Genomic DNA, 17009 nt, shown 5'->3' on the forward strand with positions numbered 1-17009 from the left:
ACAGTTACATGGTCTTCGGCGACCCGCCTCGGCGATGCGCGACAATGGGGCAATGCCCACGACCGAGTCCCCGCTCCAGATCGGCCCCCACACCGCCGCGCCGCCCGTCGTCCTCGCGCCGATGGCCGGCATCACCAACGCGCCCTTCCGGACCCTGTGCCGGGAGTTCAGCGAGGGCAAGGGCCTGTTCGTGAGCGAGATGATCACGACCCGGGCGCTGGTCGAGCGCAACGAGAAGACCATGCAGCTGATCCACTTCGACGCGACCGAGAAGCCGCGCTCGATCCAGCTGTACGGCGTCGACCCGGCGACCGTCGGCAAGGCCGTCCGCATGATCGCGGAGGAGGACCTCGCCGATCACATCGACCTGAACTTCGGCTGCCCGGTCCCCAAGGTGACCCGCAAGGGCGGCGGCTCCGCCCTGCCCTACAAGCGCAACCTGCTGCGCGCGATCCTGCGCGAGGCGGTCAGCGGCGCCGGGGACCTCCCCGTCACCATGAAGATGCGCAAGGGCATCGACGACGACCACATCACCTACCTCGACGCCGGCCGGATCGCCGTCGAGGAGGGCGTGACCGCCATCGCGCTGCACGGCCGCACCGCCGCCCAGCACTACGGCGGCACCGCCGACTGGGACGCCATCGCCCGCCTGAAGGAGCACGTGCCGGAGATCCCGGTCCTCGGCAACGGCGACATCTGGTCGGCCGAGGACGCGCTGCGGATGGTGCGCGAGACCGGCTGCGACGGCGTGGTCGTCGGGCGCGGCTGCCTCGGCCGCCCGTGGCTGTTCGCGGACCTCGTGGCCGCGTTCGAGGGACGTACGGACGACGTCGCCCGCCCGTCCCTGCGCCAGGTCGCCGACGTCATGGTCCGCCACGCCACGCTGCTCGGCGAGTGGATCGGCGACGAGGCGCGGGGCGTCATCGACTTCCGCAAGCACGTCGCCTGGTACCTCAAGGGCTTCGCGGTCGGCTCCGAGATGCGCAAGCGGCTGGCGATCACCTCGTCGCTCGCGGAGCTGCGGGCGGGCCTCGACGAGCTGGACCTCGACCAGCCCTGGCCGACGGGCGCCGACGGGCCCCGCGGCCGTACGTCCGGCAACAACCGGGTGGTGCTGCCGGACGGCTGGCTGAAGGACCCCTACGACTGCGCGGGCGTCTCCGAGGACGCGGAACTGGACACGTCCGGGGGCTGAGCGCCGACGTGCCACGGCCGGGGGCCGAGCGGATGCGCGGAACGGCCGGGGGCCGGTCACCACTTCGGTGACCGGCCCCCGGCCGTTTCCCGCTGCCGCGGGTCAGCTCGTCTTCGGGTGCTTCGTCGAGCCGTACGCCGCGAGGAAGCGGTCGCGGAACGAGCTCATCTTCCACACCGGGGCGTCGTGCGCCGGGCGCAGACCGTCGCTCCAGTTCCAGTCGGAGATCTTGTCGAGCACCTTCGGGTCCTTCGCGACGATCGAGATCGGCACGTCACGGCTGGCGTGGTTGCCGCTGACCCGGGCGATCGGCTGGTGGTCGCCGAGGAAGACCAGCACGGTGTTGTCGTTGCCGTAGCGCTCCAGCCACTCGGTCAGCGCGGTGACCGAGTACTGGACCGACTTGCCGTACTCCTGGCGGGACTTGGTGGTGTCGGCGATGACGTCCGCGGACTTGTTGCCCGCGTCGTGGATCGCGTCGAAGATCGAACCGTCGCCGAGCTGGTCCCAGTCGACCATCTTCGGGATCGGCGCCCACGGCTGGTGGCTGGAGGTCAGGATCAGCAGCGACATCCGGGACTTGCCGTCGGTCAGCGGCTTGCTGTGCACGCGGTCCTGGTACTGCTGGAGCGCGTACTGGTCCGGCATCGTCGACCAGCTGAACTTCGGTCCCTGGTAGCCGAGCTGGAAGGCGTTGTAGACCTTGTCGAGGCCGTACCACTTCTGCTCGGGCCAGCCCTTCTGCACGCCCGGCATCACGCCGACGGTGTCGAAGTCGCCGGTCTTCTTGAACGCGTCCGTCAGGCTCATGTGGTCGCTCGCCATGACCGTGCGGTAGCGCTGCTGGTTGCTGATCCACAGGCCCGACATGGTGGTGGAGTGGCCGAGCCAGCTGCTGCCGCCGTACGTCGCCGACGTCAGCCAGCCGCTCTTGGCGTGGTAGCCCGCCTTCTCCAGCGCCGCCGTGCGCTCGTCGAGCGTCTTGTCGACGCCCGGCGCCTCGATCGGGTCCTCGATGGCGCTGCGGCCGTAGCTCTCGATGAACGTGAAGATCACGTCCTTGCCGCGCAGGTCGGTCAGCAGCTGGGAGCCCGGGGTGTTGCCGTAGTCGTCGACCTTGGCGATCTTCTGGAACTCCGCCTCGTCCCGCAGCGTGTCCTGGATGGTGCGCGCCTGGGTCTTGATCACGCCCGCCGTGTGCTGCGCGGCGAGCGGCACGCCGGCCACCTGGACGCTGAACGCCGTGCAGGTGATCCACACCGTGCCCGCGATCAGCGCGCCCCGGGAGGCCTGCGCCTTGTGCCGGGCCAGCGCGTTGCTCAGCCGCACGGTGGCCAGCGCGACCAGCGCCATCAGCAGCACGATGAGCAGCGCGGCGCCGACCGTGATGCCGAGCGCGGCCGTGTCGCCGAGCGTGTCCTTCAGGTAGGACTGCGCGTCGGGCAACAGGCTCCAGTCCAGGATGATGTTGAAGTGCCGGCCCAGGTATTCGTTGAAGCCGATGTCGAACATGTTGAGCACGGTCAGGAAGCCCAGCAGCGCCCCCGCGACCGCCGCCACGCCGAGCCGCCACCGGCGCGGCAGGCTGACCAGGACGACGGCGCCCATGATCGCCTCGGCCGGTATGCGCATGAACTCGACCGGCTTGAGGGTGCCCAGGGTGTTCGGCATCTCCAGGCAGACGTACACGAGCACGGTGGCGAGCGTGGTGACGGCGACGGAGACGGCGGTGGCGCCGGCGGGGTGGTCCGCCCGCCAGTCGCGGTAGCGCCGGCGCGGACCGCGACGGGGGCGGGCGGGAGCGGCTTCGGGGGTGACCTCGGGGGTGACGTCCGGGTCGGCGTCCGGGGTGTCGGAGGCGGTGGTGTCGGCGACGGCGGTGGTGTCGGCGGCCGGTTCCTCGGCGGTGGTGGACTCCGCGACGGTGTCCGCGGCCTCCGCCTCCGCCTCGGCCTCCGCTTCTGCGTCCGCCTCCGCTTCTGCCTCCGGCTCGGCTTGCGGCTCTGCCTCGGTGACCGTCCCCGGCTCGGCTTCCGCCTCCGGCCGGGTCTCCGCCTGAGGCTCCTCGGCCGCTTCGGCCTTCTCGGCGGCGGCCCCGGTCTCCTCGGCCGGTTCGGTGGCCTCGGCTTCCGCGGCCGATGCGTCCGCCTCGGCCGCCTCCACCGCCCCGGCCGCCTCCACCGCCCCGGCCGCCTCCGCCGGGTCGGCCGTGGACTCGGACACCGCGGCGGTCTCGGTCTCGGTCTCGGCCGACACCTCGGGGTCGGCCGGGACCCCGGTCGCGGGCGTGGTCCCGCTCGCGCCCTCGGTCTCGTTCGTGTTCTCGGACGGTTCTACGGCCTCGTGCCCGGACGTCGTCCCTGCGGCGGCCCCGGCGTCGCCCGCCTCCGGCGGCAGGACCTCGCCCTCGGCCGCCTCGGCCGTTCCCGATGACTGGCGAATGCTCGTGTGCTGCGGCAACCCGGAGGTTCCTTCCGTGCGAAGCCCTGTTCCGTGGACGGAGTGGCGGGCCCCGCTGGGGAGGCTCAAGACCCGCCACTTGTCCGTACGGCGTGCTCCGCGCGCCCGTTCAGGAACCTCGGCAAACACCCGGCAAATGGCTGCCCAACGGTTCCCCAGACAGGACCTAGGCACCCCCGACGGCTGTGAGCAGCGCCAACGGTGCCGCCGCCGAGCGGGACTCGCGGACGCAGGCGTGCGGGTAGGGGACCGGCTCGGGGTGCGTGTCGCGGCCGTAGCCGGCGAGCACCTCCGGCAGCCGGTGGCCCGTCGCGGTCGCCGCGTCGACCAGGGCGTGCGCCACCGTACGGGCCTCGTCGTGCAGGCCGTAGCGGGCGAGACCCAGCGTGATCAGTGCGTTGTCGTGCGGCCAGACCGAGCCGCGGTGGTAGGACAGCGGGTGGTACGCCGGCTGCCCGGCGGCGAGGGTGCGGACGCCCCAGCCGGAGAAGAAGTCCGGCTCCAGCAGCCGCCTGCCGACGAGTTCGCCGTACTCCTTGTCCAGCAGCCCCGACCACAGCAGATGACCGGCGTCCGAGGCCAGCGCGTCGACCGGGCGGCCCTCGCCGTCCAGTGCGAGCGCCGGGAAGGACCGGTCCCGCATCCAGAAGTCCCGCTGGAAACGGTCGCGCAGGTCGGCGGCGGCCTGTTCGAGCAGGGCCGCGTAGACCCCGTCCTCCCACGCGGTGCGGGCCACCCAGGCGGTGCGGCGCAGCGCGTCGTAGGCGTAGCCCTGGGCCCCCGCCGCCATCACCGGCCCGTTCGGGCGGGTGCCGTCGGCCGAGCAGATGGCGCCGGGGGAGTCCTTCCAGTTCTGGTTGGCGAGCCCGCCCTGGTCGGCGCGGTAGACCAGATAGCCGCGCGAGGTGAGCCCGCCGTGGTCGAGCATCCAGCCGATCGCGGCGCGGGCGTTCGGTTCCAGGCGGCGGGCGAGGGCCGTGTCCCCGGTGTGCTCCACGTACGCGCCGAGCAGCACGAGGAAGAGCGGGGTGGCGTCCACGGAGCCGTAGTAGCGGCCGTAGGGCACCTGGCCGAAGTGGGCCAGCTCGCCCTGGCGCACCTCGTGCACGATCTTGCCGGGCTGGGAGACGGCCGTGACCACGGTCGAGGTCGCCTGCACGGCGGCGAGCGCCGGGAGCGTGGCCGCGGCCAGCTGCGGCCGGTACGGCAGCGCGAACAGCGAGGTCAGCAGGGCGTCGCGGCCCATCAGGGTGAGGAACCAGGGGGCGCCGGCCGCGGGCACCCGCAGCTCCTCGCCGTCCGGGCCGGCCGCCGGGACCTGGAGCGAGGCGAGGTCGCCGAGGCCCCGGGCGCAGGCCGCGGCGAGTTCGGGCCAGCCGGTCGGGAAGGCCACGCCCTCGACGAACTCGCCCTCCTGCGCCAGTAACTGCCGGGTGAGCGCGGCGGGGGAGCGGGGCACGCGCAGCGCCCGCCGGTCGCCGTTGGGGCGGGCCATGACGCGCAGCGTCAGCTCGGTCGTGCCGTGCGGCTCCAGTTCGAGGGTCCACACCAGGCGGCGGGCGCCGGTGCCGGTCTCCTCGACGCCGGTCGGGGCCGGGTCCGACGTCACCGTCGTACACGAGCGCCAGTCCCCGCGCGTGTAGACGAACTCCACGCCGTCGTCCATGACCTGGCGGGAGCGGACGGCGCCGGACTTGGTGTAGGTGCGGTGGTCGGAGCGCAGCTCGAACTGGTCGGTGAAGTCGGCGTCGGCGGTGACCGCGATGCGGACCGTGGTGGGCTCCGGGCGGTTGCTGGTCACGCGCAGCAGCTCGACGAACGAGCTGTCGCCGACCGCCTGTTCACGGAAGAGGGTGTGCGCGGGCGGCTCGCTGCGGCCGCCGCGCGGGACGAGGACGCAGGTTGCGGTGTCCCCGTCGGCTACCGGGGTCAGCGCCTCCGGCACGGCGCCGTCGACGGTGAGCTGCCAGCGGCTGAGGTGCCGGGCGTCCCGGACGAACAGACCGTCCGGGGAGCCCGCGCCCCGGACGCCCGTGATGTCGCCGCCGTCGCCCACCGCGGCGAAGGTCGCGCCGTGCACGAGCAAGTGATGCCGGTCCCTCATGGCCGGTCCCCTCCCTTGACGCCCTTGATGTGCCTGTCGCTGATGTCGAACGTGCCGGTCCCGGTGCGGGACACGCCCCCCTCGGGGGGCTCGTGGAGCAGATCGAGCGTGAGTGCGGCCGTCCAGCTGAAGCCGAGCGCGCCGCAGGGCTCGCCGGTGCGCGGATCGACGTACTCCGCGAAGTCGCTCTCCTCGGCGGTGCGCAGCAGCGCCTCCCGCAGGGCGTCGGCCCGCTCCCGCTCGCCGTGGGTGCGCAGCCCGCGCTCCAGGAGCCAGCCGGTGTTGAACCAGGCCGGGCCGCGCCAGTAGCGGTGCGGGTCGAACGCCTCGCCGAGCAGGTCGTAGCTGGGCACCAGGCGGGTGGTGCGGCCGAGGCCGAAGTGCGGGCCGGCCAGGGTGGCGACGAGCGCGCCCGCGATCTCGCGGGGCAGCTCGGGCAGCAGCAGCGGCACGAGCCCGGAGACGCTCCGCTCGGGGATGAGCGCGCCGCCGGGAACGCCGCCCCGGGCGCCGTCCGGGCCACGGGTCCCGTCCCGTCCATGGCCCCCGTCCGGCCCCCGTGCATCCGCCCGCAGGTCGCGGCAGAAGAACATGCCCTCCGCCGGGTCCCACAGCCGCTCGACCAGTGCCGCGGTCAGCCGCTCGGCGCGCGCGTGGCGGGCCGAGCCGGTCGCGCCGAGTTCGTGCGCGATCTCCGCCAGGGCGTGTTCGGAGGCGATCAGCAGGGCGTTGAAGGCGGGGTCCTCGACGGCGAAGCCGCCGGTCGCGTCCGTGCCGTCGGCGTATCCGCCGTCCCGGTAGTCGGTGGCCAGCCGCACGTAGCGCCCGTAGTCCAGGTCGGTCGGCCGGTCCTCGGCGGCCCCGTGGTCGAGGTCGGCGCGGCGGAAGGAACGGGCCGGGGCCGGTGTGATCCGCGCGAGCGGGGCGTCCCAGCAGGGGCTGTTGTCCATACCCTGTTCCCAGGGGTGCACGACGGACGCCAGCGAGCCGCCGCCGAGGTCGCGCCGGTGCAGCAGATAGCGGTGCCAGGCGGCCAGCCGCGGGTAGGCGCGGGCCAGGAAGCCGCGGGCCCGCGACAGCCCCGGATCGGCGCGGTGCACCAGCCAGGCCGCCAGCGCGTGCACCGGTGGCTGCACGATGCCGGACGTCTGTACGGTGCGCGGGGCGCCCGCAGCGCGCCCCGCGGTCGAGGAGCGCCAGAAGTCGGGGCTCGGGAAGTAGGCGTCGAGCGGCACGGAGGGGTTGAAGACGATGTGCGGGACGCGGCCGTCGGCCCACTGCGCGGCCAGCAGTGTCTCCAGCTCCGTCTGGGCCCGCAGCGGCGACAGATGCCTGAGGCCGATCGCGATGAACGCGGAGTCCCAGGACCACTGGTGCGGGTACAGCCCCCGCGAGGGAACCGTGGACGTTCCTGTCCAGTTGCTCTCCAGCACCTGTGCGGCCCTGAGATGCGGCGATCCGGCCGGGAACGGCGGATCGTATGCAATGGCGGGCTCCGCGAGGCGGGCGGTCAGCTGGGCGGTGCGATCCACTCGGGGCTCCCCGGAAGACGTCGGGCCGACCGGTTCGGTCAGGGCTACCGTAGGGTTACGCCTATTTAACACGCAAAACTCAATATGTAATGCAGAGTTGAGAAACACAAGGGGGTGCGCATGACGGGACGTCCCGGAAGGACGGGCAAGGGCGCGAGCCAGGCCGGCGCGGGCGATCTGCTGGAGCTCGTGCGCAGCGGGCGGGCGACCACGCGCGGCGCGCTCCAGCAGGCCACCGGGCTGTCCCGGGCGACCGTCGGGCAGCGCCTGGACCGGCTGTTCCGGGCGGGCTGGCTGCGCGAGGGCGCGGGCGGCCCGGTCGACTCGCCGCTCGGCGGGCGCCCCTCCATCACGCTGGAGTTCGACGACTCCCATGCCGTCGTGCTCGCCGCCGACCTCGACACCCGGCACGCGCGCGCGGCCGTGCTCACCCTGACCGGCGAGCTGCTCGCCGAGCGCGCCGGCACGCTGGTGATCGAGGACGGCCCCGACGCGGTCCTCGGCGAGCTGGGCGGATGGTTCGCCGGGCTGCTGGAGCGGGCCGGGCAGTCGGTGGACGACGTCTGCGGGATCGGGCTCGCGGTGCCCGGACCGGTCGACAGCGAGACCGGCCGGGTCGTGCAGCCCCCGATGATGCCCGGCTGGGACGGCTACGACATACGGGGCCGGCTCGCCCGTGCCTTCACCGAGCGCACCGGCGCCCCGGCCGTGCCGGTCCTCGTCGACAACGACGCGAACCTGATGGCGTACGGCGAACAGCGCACCGGATACCCCGACTGCTCGGCGTTCGTCCTGGTCAAGGTGTCGACGGGCATCGGCGCCGGGGTCGTGGTGGACGGCTCGGTCTACCGCGGGATCGACGGCGGCGCGGGCGACATCGGCCATATCCGGGTGGGCGCGGAGGCGCTGTGCCGGTGCGGTTCCTACGGCTGCCTCGCCGCCGTCGCCAGCGGTGGCGCGGTGGCCCGGCGGCTCGCGGAGGCCGGGGTGAGCGCCTCCTCCGGCTCGGACGTGCGCGGGCTGCTGGCGGACGGGCACCCGGAGGCGACGGCGCTGGCCCGGGAGGCCGGGCGGCGGGTCGGGGACGTCCTCGCGACCGTCGTCACGCTGCTCAACCCGGGCGTGCTGATGATCGCGGGCGACCTGGCCGGCACGCCGTTCCTGACCGGCGTACGGGAACTGCTCTACCAGCGGGCGCTGCCGCGCTCGACCGCTCATCTGGACGTGGTCACCTCGCGGCTCGGGGAGCGGGCGGGCCTGGTCGGGGCCGGGGCGCTGGTGGTGGAGCACCTGTACGCGCCCGAACGGGTGGAGGAGCGCCTGTCGGCGCTGGGGGTGTGACGGGCGCGTTTCCGTTCCACGACCACGTCCGCATGGTGAAATTCCGGCGCCTGTGAAAGCGTGATTCTCGCCACCCTTGATAAGGGATGCGCTCAGATGAGCGGATCATGGGCGACTGCACTTCCTCAAGGGGTGGCACTGGGTGCCACCCCTTGATCGTTCATCGATCGAAATCAGACGTGGAGTGAGCTGCTCATTTGAGCGCCATGGCGGCCCCTGAGGGCGCAGTTGCGTTCAAGAAGTGAAAACATCCGGCCCCGACGGCTTGCCAAGCTTTGACTTTCGATCCGCTGGCGGACGACTGGTTACGGGCGCATGACGCGCGAGTGGACGTACCCATGAGCCTTCGATCTGGGTATGTTCCTGGCCGTCAGGGCAGCCACCGAGTCCTCGAGGAGTCGAGACCCGTGTCGGAAAACAAAGATTCCCACGTAGCGAAGTTCGTTTACGACTTCACCGAGGGCAACAAGGACCTCAAGGACCTCCTCGGCGGCAAGGGCGCGAACCTCGCCGAGATGACCAACCTGGGTCTCCCCGTTCCCCCCGGGTTCACCATCACCACCGAGGCGTGCAAGGTCTACCTCGACAGTGGCGAGGAGCCCGCGGCACTGCGTGACGAGGTGAGTGCGCACCTCGACGCCCTCGAGGCCCGGATGGGCAAGAAGCTCGGGCAGGCGGACGACCCCCTCCTCGTGTCGGTCCGCTCCGGGGCGAAGTTCTCCATGCCCGGCATGATGGACACCGTCCTGAACATCGGTCTCTCCGACAAGTCCGTGCAGGGCCTCGCGGGGCAGGCCGGCGACGACCGCTTCGCGTGGGACTCGTACCGCCGCCTCATCCAGATGTTCGGCAAGACGGTCCTCGGCGTCGACGGCGAGCTGTTCGAGGAGGCCCTCGACGCGGCCAAGGACGCCAAGAAGGTCACCGTCGACACGGACCTCGAAGCGGCCGACCTGAAGAAGCTGGTCACCAAGTTCAAGCGGATCGTCAAGGCCGAGGCCGGCCGCGACTTCCCGCAGGACCCGCGCGAGCAGATGGACCTCGCCATCCACGCGGTCTTCGACTCCTGGAACACCGACCGCGCCAAGCTCTACCGGCGCCAGGAGCGCATCCCGGGCGACCTCGGCACGGCCGTCAACGTCTGCTCGATGGTCTTCGGCAACCTCGGCCCCGACTCCGGCACCGGCGTCGCCTTCACCCGCGACCCCGCCTCCGGCCACCAGGGCGTGTACGGCGACTACCTGCAGAACGCGCAGGGCGAGGACGTCGTCGCGGGCATCCGCAACACCGTCCCGCTCGCCGAGCTGGAGTCGATCGACAAGAAGTCGTACGACCAGCTGATGCAGATCATGGAGACGCTGGAGAACCACTACAAGGATCTCTGCGACATCGAGTTCACCATCGAGCGCGGCCAGCTGTGGATGCTCCAGACCCGCGTCGGCAAGCGCACGGCGGGCGCGGCCTTCCGCATCGCCACCCAGCTCGTCGACCAGGGCCTGATCGACGAGGCCGAGGCGCTCCAGCGGGTCACCGGCGCCCAGCTCGCGCAGCTGATGTTCCCGCGCTTCGACGAGGACGCGAAGGTCCAGCAGGTCGGCCGGGGCATCGCGGCCTCGCCGGGCGCGGCGGTCGGCAAGGCGGTCTTCGACTCGTACACCGCCGTCAAGTGGTCCCGTTCCGGCGAGAAGGTCATCCTGGTCCGCCGGGAGACCAACCCCGACGACCTCGACGGCATGATCGCCGCGGAGGGCATCCTGACCTCCCGCGGCGGCAAGACCTCGCACGCGGCCGTGGTCGCCCGCGGCATGGGCAAGACCTGTGTCTGCGGCGCCGAGGAGCTGGAGGTCGACACCAAGCGCCGCCGGATGACCGTGCCCGGCGGGCACGTCGTCGAGGAGGGCGACGTCATCTCCATCGACGGCTCCAGCGGCAAGGTGTACCTCGGCGAGGTGCCCGTCGTGCCCTCCCCGGTCGTGGAGTACTTCGAGGGCCGGATGCACGCGGGCGCGGACGACGCCGACGAGCTGGTCGAGGCCGTGCACCGGATCATCGGGTACGCCGACCGGGTCCGCCGGCTGCGGGTGCGCGCCAACGCCGACAACGCCGAGGACGCGCTGCGCGCCCGCCGGTTCGGCGCCCAGGGCATCGGCCTGTGCCGCACCGAGCACATGTTCCTCGGCGACCGGCGCGAGCTGGTGGAGCGGCTGATCCTGGCCGACACCGAGGCCGAGCGCGAGGAGTCCCTCAAGGAGCTGCTGCCGCTCCAGAAGCAGGACTTCGTCGAGCTGTTCAAGGCGATGGACGGACTGCCCGTCACCATCCGCCTGCTCGACCCGCCGCTGCACGAGTTCCTGCCGGACATCACGGAACTCTCGGTCCGTGTGGCCCTCGCCGAGTCCCGTCAGGAGCCCCACGAGAACGAGCTCCGCCTCCTCCAGGCCGTGCACCGCCTGCACGAGCAGAACCCGATGCTGGGCCTGCGCGGCGTGCGTCTCGGCCTGGTCATCCCCGGCCTGTTCACCATGCAGGTGCGGGCGATCGCGGAGGCCGCGGCGGAGCGCAAGGCCGCCAAGGGCGACCCGCGCGCCGAGATCATGATCCCGCTGGTCGGCACCGTCCAGGAGCTGGAGATCGTCCGCGAGGAGGCCGACCAGGTCATCGCGGAGGTCCAGGCCGCGACGGGCACGGAGCTGAAGCTCGCCATCGGCACGATGATCGAGCTGCCGCGCGCCGCCCTGACCGCCGGCCAGATCGCGGAGGCCGCCGAGTTCTTCTCCTTCGGCACCAACGACCTCACCCAGACCGTGTGGGGCTTCAGCCGGGACGACGTGGAGGCGAGCTTCTTCACCGCGTACCTGGAGAAGGGCATCTTCGGCGTCTCCCCGTTCGAGACGATCGACCGGGACGGCGTCGGCTCCCTGGTGAAGCTGGCCGCCGAGGCGGGCCGCGCGACCCGCCCCGACCTGAAGCTCGGCGTCTGCGGCGAGCACGGCGGCGACCCGGAGTCCGTCCACTTCTTCCACGAGGTGGGCCTGGACTACGTCTCCTGCTCCCCGTTCCGCATCCCGGTGGCCCGCCTGGAGGCCGGCCGCGCCGCGTCCACCGCCCAGGGCAGCGACCACCGCTAGCGGCACCGAACCCCGGAGCCGACGTCCGTCCCCGACCCTCAGCACCGATGGGCGACGGCTCCGGACCACCAGGAGGGCGGCACCCTGTGCGGGGGTGCCGCCCTTCAGGGCATGGCCTGGCCCAGAGTGTCAAGACAACGCTCTGTGCCACCCCGTTGCTATCGTGTCCGCGTGCATCGGACCACCCTGAAAATCTGCGCCGCGCTGGCGCCGTTTCTGCTGCTCAGCGCATGTGCAGGCAGTCAGCCGACGACCAAGGTCGCGGCTGGCCGAATCGCCGGGAACTGGGTGGGACCGCACGGCGAGAAGTTCAGCTTTGCCCCTGACCGGACCTTCGCAGCCAGTCATCTCGACTCGAAGAACCTCGTTGAGGCAATGTGCACCGGAAAGCCCTCCGAAGGCGGCTGGGCTTTCTACGTGGCAGAGGGCAAGAACACCGAAATCGCGGAGAAGACCGCCAAGTCCGGCTCCTGGATCGGTCTTTCGTTCCACGGTGCGGCCGAGGACTGCCGCATCGACCTCGCGGTGGTGGACGGCGGCACGGCGTTGTGCGCGACGGACGACCGGGATGCGCCGTGCGGGTTGGACGTGAAGTTCACCAAGGAGTCGTAACGGTGCGGTCCGTCGTGTGCGCGGTGGGGTGAGGGGGGCGGGCCGGGGCGGTCGGTGTGCGCTGCCCGTTCGGACCCGGTGTCAGGCCGTCGCGCCGCTGTCCACGACCAGGTCCGTGCCGACCACCGACGCCGCGTCGTCCGAGGCCAGGTAGAGGACGGCTGCCGCGACCTCGCGGGTCGCCGCTATGCGGCCCAGGGGCAGGGCGGTGCGGGCGCGGGTGGCGCGGTCCGACTCCGTCTCGCCGGGGCGCAGCGACATGGGGGTGTCGGTCGCGCCGGGGCTCACCGCGTTGATGCGTACGCCGTCCCCGATGTGGTCGCGGGCCGCGCCCCGGCTGAGCGCGGCCACGGCCGCCTTGGTGGCCGCGTACGCGGTGGCCCCGGGGACGCGGGCATGGGCGCCGAACGTGGACGCGACGTTGACGATCGCGCCGCCGGACTCCTGTCCGGCCATCCGGCGGACCTGGGCGCGCAGGGCCAGGAAGACGCCGGTGACGTTGGTCTCCAGCTGGTCCTGCCAGTCCGCCTCGGACAGCTCGGCCAGCGGCGCGCCGCCGCGGAACACCCCGGCGTTGTTGACCGCCACGTCCAGCGAGCCGAAGCGGTCCACGGCGGCCCGCACCAGGGCCTCGTGGTCGGCGGCCCGGGAGACGTCGGCGGTGACCGCGAGGGCCTTGCCGCCCAGCTCCTCGATCAGCTGGACGGTCCGCGTCAGCGGGTCGTGGCGCCGGCCCGCCACGACGACCCGGGCGCCCTCCGCGGCGAACGCGAGGGCGATCGCCCGGCCGATGCCGGAGCCCGCGCCGGTGACCAGCGCGGTCCGGTCCGTGAAGCGGGCGGCGGCCGATGTGGTGGTGGCCGAGAGGGTGGTGGTGGGCATGAGGTCCCCTGTTCTTGACCGATCGGTTCAGTATGAGATGACAGAGAAGCCCCTCGCCGTCGAGGGGCTCTCAGTCGAGCAGGGTCAGCGCCTGTTCCGCCGCGTCCCGTACCCGGGCCGGGTCGGTGGACGCCTTGCCGACCAGCCGCAGGCCCTGCAGCAGTACCAGCAGCATCCGGGCGAGGGTGAGCGGGTCGCGGTCGGCGGGCAGTTCGCCCTGTTCGCGGGCGCGGACCAGGGCCGTGTGCAGAACCGTCTCCAGACGGTCCCAGCTGCGCTCGACCCGCCGCGCCGCGGCGGGGTCGTGCGGGGCCAGCTCGGCCGCCGTGTTGGTCACGAAACACCCGTTACGCCGCAGGTCGTCGGCGGTCGCCTCGTCCGCGTAGCGGCGCACGAGGGCGCGTACGGCGGGCAGTGCGGGACCGGGCCGGGACAGCTCCCGCACATGGGTGCCGTGCCCGGCCCGGTCGTAGCGTTCCAGTGCCTTCAGGTACAGATCGTGCTTGTTGCCGAAGGTCGCGTAGAGGCTGGCGCGCCCGATGCCGAGGTGCTCGACCAGGTCCGTCATCGACGTCGCCTCGTAGCCGCGCCGCCAGAACAGCTCCAGCGCCGCCCCGAGCGCCGCGTCGGGGTCGAACTCCTTGGTCCTCGCCATGCGCCGCAGCGTAGGCAGGGATGGAACGATCGGTCAAGAAAGTTCGGCGGCGACCGCCTGCGCGGCGCGGATGTCGTACGTCGGGATGCGGACCGACTCGTCGTCCAGGCACTGGCCCGACAGCAGGTCGAAGCGCTGCTTCAGCAGGGGGGAGGCGACGAACGGGCGGCCCCGGTGGGTGCCGGTCAGGCCGCGGGAGAGGACCGCGGCGCCGCCGAACGGGTCGCGGTTGCCGACCGCGTACAGGGTGCCCTCGCGGTCCCGGAACAGCGCCACCTGGCGTCCGTCGGGCAGCAGGGCCGCCACCCCCCGGCCGGGGACCAGCCGGGTGAGGTCGCACACCGTGAACCAGTCGCCGTCGAGCAGCAGCTGGACCTTCAGGTCGGTGGTCTCGGGAGCCAGGGTCATCGGGCGCTTCCTTCCAGGAGGTCTTCGGCGGGACGCATGCCGATCGACAGCAGCGGCAGGTCGGGCTTGATCTGGTCGCGCTCCGGGACGAAGGCGACGACCGGGTCGGGCGTGTCGGGGGCGTTGACGAAGGACACGAACCGGGCGAGCTTCTCCGGGTCCTCGATGGTCCCGGCCCATTCGTCGCGGTAGTGGGCCACATGCGCCGTCATCAGCGACTCCAGCTCCTCGCAGATGCCGAGGGAGTCCTCCACCACCACCTCGCGCACATGGTCCAGGCCGCCCGGGATCCGCTCCAGCCAGGTCGAGGTCCGCTCGAGGCGGTCCGCGGTGCGGATGTAGAACATCAGGAACCGGTCGATCAGGCGCACGAGTTCGGCGTCCGAGAGGTCCTGCGCCAGCAGGTCCGCGTGGCGCGGGGTCGCGCCGCCGTTGCCGCCGACGTAGAGGTTCCAGCCGTTCGCGGTGGCGATGACGCCGAAGTCCTTCGACTGGGCCTCGGCGCACTCGCGGGCGCATCCGGAGACCGCGGACTTCAGCTTGTGCGGCGACCTGAGCCCCCGGTACCGCAGCTCCAGGTCGATCGCCATGCGCACGGAGTCCTGGACGCCGTAACGGCACCAGGTCTGCCCCACGCAGGACTTGACGGTGCGCAGCGCCTTTCCGTACGCGTGGCCCGACTCGAAGCCCGCGTCGACCAACCGTGCCCAGATCAGGGGCAGTTGTTCCACCCGGGCGCCGAACAGGTCGATCCGCTGACCGCCGGTGATCTTCGTGTAGAGGCCGAAGTCCCGGGCCACCTCGCCGATGACGATCAGCTTCTCCGGGGTGATCTCCCCGCCGGGGATGCGCGGGACGACCGAATAGGAACCGTTCTTCTGGAGGTTGGCGAGGAAGTGGTCGTTGGTGTCCTGGAGGGCGGCCTGCTCGCCGTCCAGGACGTAGCCGCTCGCGCCGATGCTGGGGGCGAGCGAGGCGATGATCGAGCCCACGGCCGGCTTGCAGACCTCGCAGCCGTCGCCGCCCCGCGCGCCCTCGCGGCCGTAGCGGTCGAGCAGGTCCTGGTAGGTGTTGATGCGCAGGGCGAGCGCGATCTCGTACAGCTCCTCGCGGGTCCGCGCGAAGCAGCCGCACAGGCCCTTGTCGACCTCGACGCCGTTCGCGGCCAGCTCGGCGTCGACCAGCTGCCCGAGCACCTTCACGCAACTGCCGCAGCCCGTACCGGCCTTGGTGCACTTCTTCACCTCGGGCACCGACGTGCACGCGTGGTCGGTGACCGCGCCGCGGATCGTGCCCTTGGTGACGTTGTGGCAGGAGCAGATCACCGCCTCGTCCGGCAGCGCGGACGGGCCGAACTGGACCGGCCCGCCGGCGCCCGCGGGCAGCACCAGCGACTCCGGCGCGATCGGCGGGACCGTCCCGGTGAGCGCGCGCAGCGTGCCGTACGTCTCCGCGTCGCCGACCAGGATGCCGCCGAGCAGCGTGCCGTCCCGGCCGATGACCAGCTTCTTGTACAGGCCGGAGCGGGCGTCGGAGTAGACGACGTCCAGGCAGTCCGCGGCGGTGCCGTGCGCGTCGCCGAAGGACGCGACGTCCACGCCGAGCAGCTTCAGCTTCGTGGACAGGTCGGCGCCGGTGAAGGACGCCTCGTCCGCGGCGATCGTCGCGGCCGCGGTCTCGGCCTGCTCGTAGCCCGGCGCGACCAGGCCGTACACCCGGCCGTCGGATGCCAGCGCGCACTCGCCGATCGCGAAGACCCGCTCGTCGCCGACCGTACGGCACTGCGCGTCGACCGTGATGCCGCCGCGCTCGCCGACCACCAGGCCGCAGTCCCGGGCCAGTTGATCGCGGGGCCGCACACCGGCGCTGAACACCACCAGATCCGTGGCCAGTTCGGAACCGTCGGACAGCTTCATGCCGGTGACCGCGCCGTCGGTGCCGGTGACGATCTCCTGCGTGCCGGTGCCGGTGTGCACCGTCAGGCCCATCTCCTCGATGGTCCGCAGCAGGGCCGCGCCACCGCCCTCGTCGACCTGCACGGGCATCAGCCGGGGCGCGAACTCCACGATGTGGGTGGCCAGTCCGAGGCCCTTCAGCGCGCCGGCCGCCTCCAGGCCGAGCAGCCCGCCGCCGACCACCGCGCCCGTCGTCGCCCGCGACCTCGCGTACTCCTCGATGGCGAGCAGGTCCTCGATGGTGCGGTAGACGAAGCAGCCCTCGGCGTCCTTGCCCGGGACGGGCGGCACGAACGGGTAGGAGCCGGTGGCGAGGACGAGGACGTCGTAGTCGAACACCCGGCCGGAGCGGGCCGTCACCGTGCGCGCCGCGCGGTCGACGTGCTCCGCCGGGTCGCCGACGTACAGCTCGATGCCGTGGTCCTCGATGAACCGCGGGTCGGTCAGGGAGAGTTCCTCGGCGCTGCGGCCCGAGAAGTACGAGGTGAGCTGGACCCGGTCGTAGGCGGGGCGCGGCTCCTCGCACAGCACGACCACGCGGTGGGTGGCGGTCAGGCCGCGTTCGGCCAGGGCTTCGAGGAAGCGCTGGCCGACCATGCCGTGGCCGACGAGCACGATCGTGGGGGTGGCCCCCGGGGTGGCGGCGGTCATCGGGAGCCTCCGTCGTGGACGGTCGCGCAGGGGCCCACGGCCTGGGTGGGGCGGGGGTCTGCGGGTGCGGGTGTGTGGGGTGCGGG

At 72.3% G+C, this 17009-nt stretch carries 11 protein-coding genes; 4 read left to right on the forward strand and 7 right to left on the reverse strand.

All coding sequences use genetic code 11. The features are described from left to right. Window positions 1–52: 52 nt before the first annotated feature. Window positions 53–1195: a tRNA dihydrouridine synthase DusB gene (gene dusB / locus WN71_RS26425; RefSeq protein ID WP_046592587.1), complete on the forward strand. Its 1143-nt coding sequence runs from the start codon at window positions 53–55 to the stop codon at window positions 1193–1195. A 102-nt stretch (window positions 1196–1297) separates the two neighbouring features. Here the strand turns inward: dusB and WN71_RS26430 are convergent, their stop codons facing one another. The 3 genes from WN71_RS26430 to WN71_RS26440 all read right to left on the reverse strand — a co-directional run bounded on the left by WN71_RS26430 (window position 1298) and on the right by WN71_RS26440 (window position 7291). Next, the gene (locus tag WN71_RS26430; RefSeq protein WP_046592593.1) at window positions 1298–2866 is read right to left on the reverse strand and encodes an LTA synthase family protein; all 1569 of its coding nucleotides are present in this window, start codon (window positions 2864–2866) and stop codon (window positions 1298–1300) included. Between the two features lie 955 nt (window positions 2867–3821). Beyond that, on the reverse strand, window positions 3822–5759 hold the full coding sequence (locus WN71_RS26435; RefSeq protein WP_046589349.1) for an amylo-alpha-1,6-glucosidase: 1938 nt from the start codon (window positions 5757–5759) through the stop codon (window positions 3822–3824). Further along, window positions 5756–7291 (reverse strand): MGH1-like glycoside hydrolase domain-containing protein, encoded by a 1536-nt coding sequence (locus WN71_RS26440; protein WP_046589350.1) that lies wholly within the window; start codon window positions 7289–7291, stop codon window positions 5756–5758. The genes WN71_RS26435 and WN71_RS26440 overlap by 4 nt, the downstream gene beginning before the upstream one ends. Window positions 7292–7411: 120 nt before the next feature. On the opposite strand from WN71_RS26440, the gene WN71_RS26445 reads away from it, so the two are divergent. The 3 genes from WN71_RS26445 (at window position 7412) to WN71_RS41560 (ending at window position 12372) form a co-directional block, all read left to right on the forward strand. Beyond that, window positions 7412–8632: an ROK family protein gene (locus WN71_RS26445; protein ID WP_206300149.1), complete on the forward strand. Its 1221-nt coding sequence runs from the start codon at window positions 7412–7414 to the stop codon at window positions 8630–8632. A gap of 407 nt (window positions 8633–9039) precedes the next feature. Further along, the gene (gene ppdK, locus WN71_RS26450) at window positions 9040–11760 is read left to right on the forward strand and encodes a pyruvate, phosphate dikinase (protein ID WP_046589354.1); all 2721 of its coding nucleotides are present in this window, start codon (window positions 9040–9042) and stop codon (window positions 11758–11760) included. 171 nt (window positions 11761–11931) lie between these two features. Next, the gene (locus tag WN71_RS41560) at window positions 11932–12372 is read left to right on the forward strand and encodes a hypothetical protein (protein ID WP_046589356.1); all 441 of its coding nucleotides are present in this window, start codon (window positions 11932–11934) and stop codon (window positions 12370–12372) included. Window positions 12373–12453: 81 nt separating this feature from the next. On the opposite strand, the gene WN71_RS26460 is transcribed toward WN71_RS41560, so the two are convergent. The 4 genes from WN71_RS26460 to nirB form a co-directional block, all read right to left on the reverse strand. Further along, on the reverse strand, window positions 12454–13254 hold the full coding sequence (locus WN71_RS26460; protein ID WP_046589358.1) for an SDR family NAD(P)-dependent oxidoreductase: 801 nt from the start codon (window positions 13252–13254) through the stop codon (window positions 12454–12456). A gap of 70 nt (window positions 13255–13324) precedes the next feature. Next, the gene (locus tag WN71_RS26465; RefSeq protein WP_046589360.1) at window positions 13325–13909 is read right to left on the reverse strand and encodes a TetR/AcrR family transcriptional regulator; all 585 of its coding nucleotides are present in this window, start codon (window positions 13907–13909) and stop codon (window positions 13325–13327) included. Window positions 13910–13942: 33 nt separating this feature from the next. Beyond that, entirely contained in the window at window positions 13943–14317 is a 375-nt protein-coding gene (gene nirD / locus WN71_RS26470) for a nitrite reductase small subunit NirD (RefSeq protein WP_046589361.1), read from the reverse strand. After that, window positions 14314–16923 (reverse strand): nitrite reductase large subunit NirB, encoded by a 2610-nt coding sequence (gene nirB / locus WN71_RS26475; protein ID WP_046589363.1) that lies wholly within the window; start codon window positions 16921–16923, stop codon window positions 14314–14316. The genes nirD and nirB overlap by 4 nt, the downstream gene beginning before the upstream one ends. Between the last annotated feature and the right edge of the window lie 86 nt (window positions 16924–17009).

The sequence above is a fragment of the Streptomyces mangrovisoli genome, from assembly GCF_000974985.2.
Taxonomy (GTDB): domain Bacteria; phylum Actinomycetota; class Actinomycetes; order Streptomycetales; family Streptomycetaceae; genus Streptomyces; species Streptomyces mangrovisoli.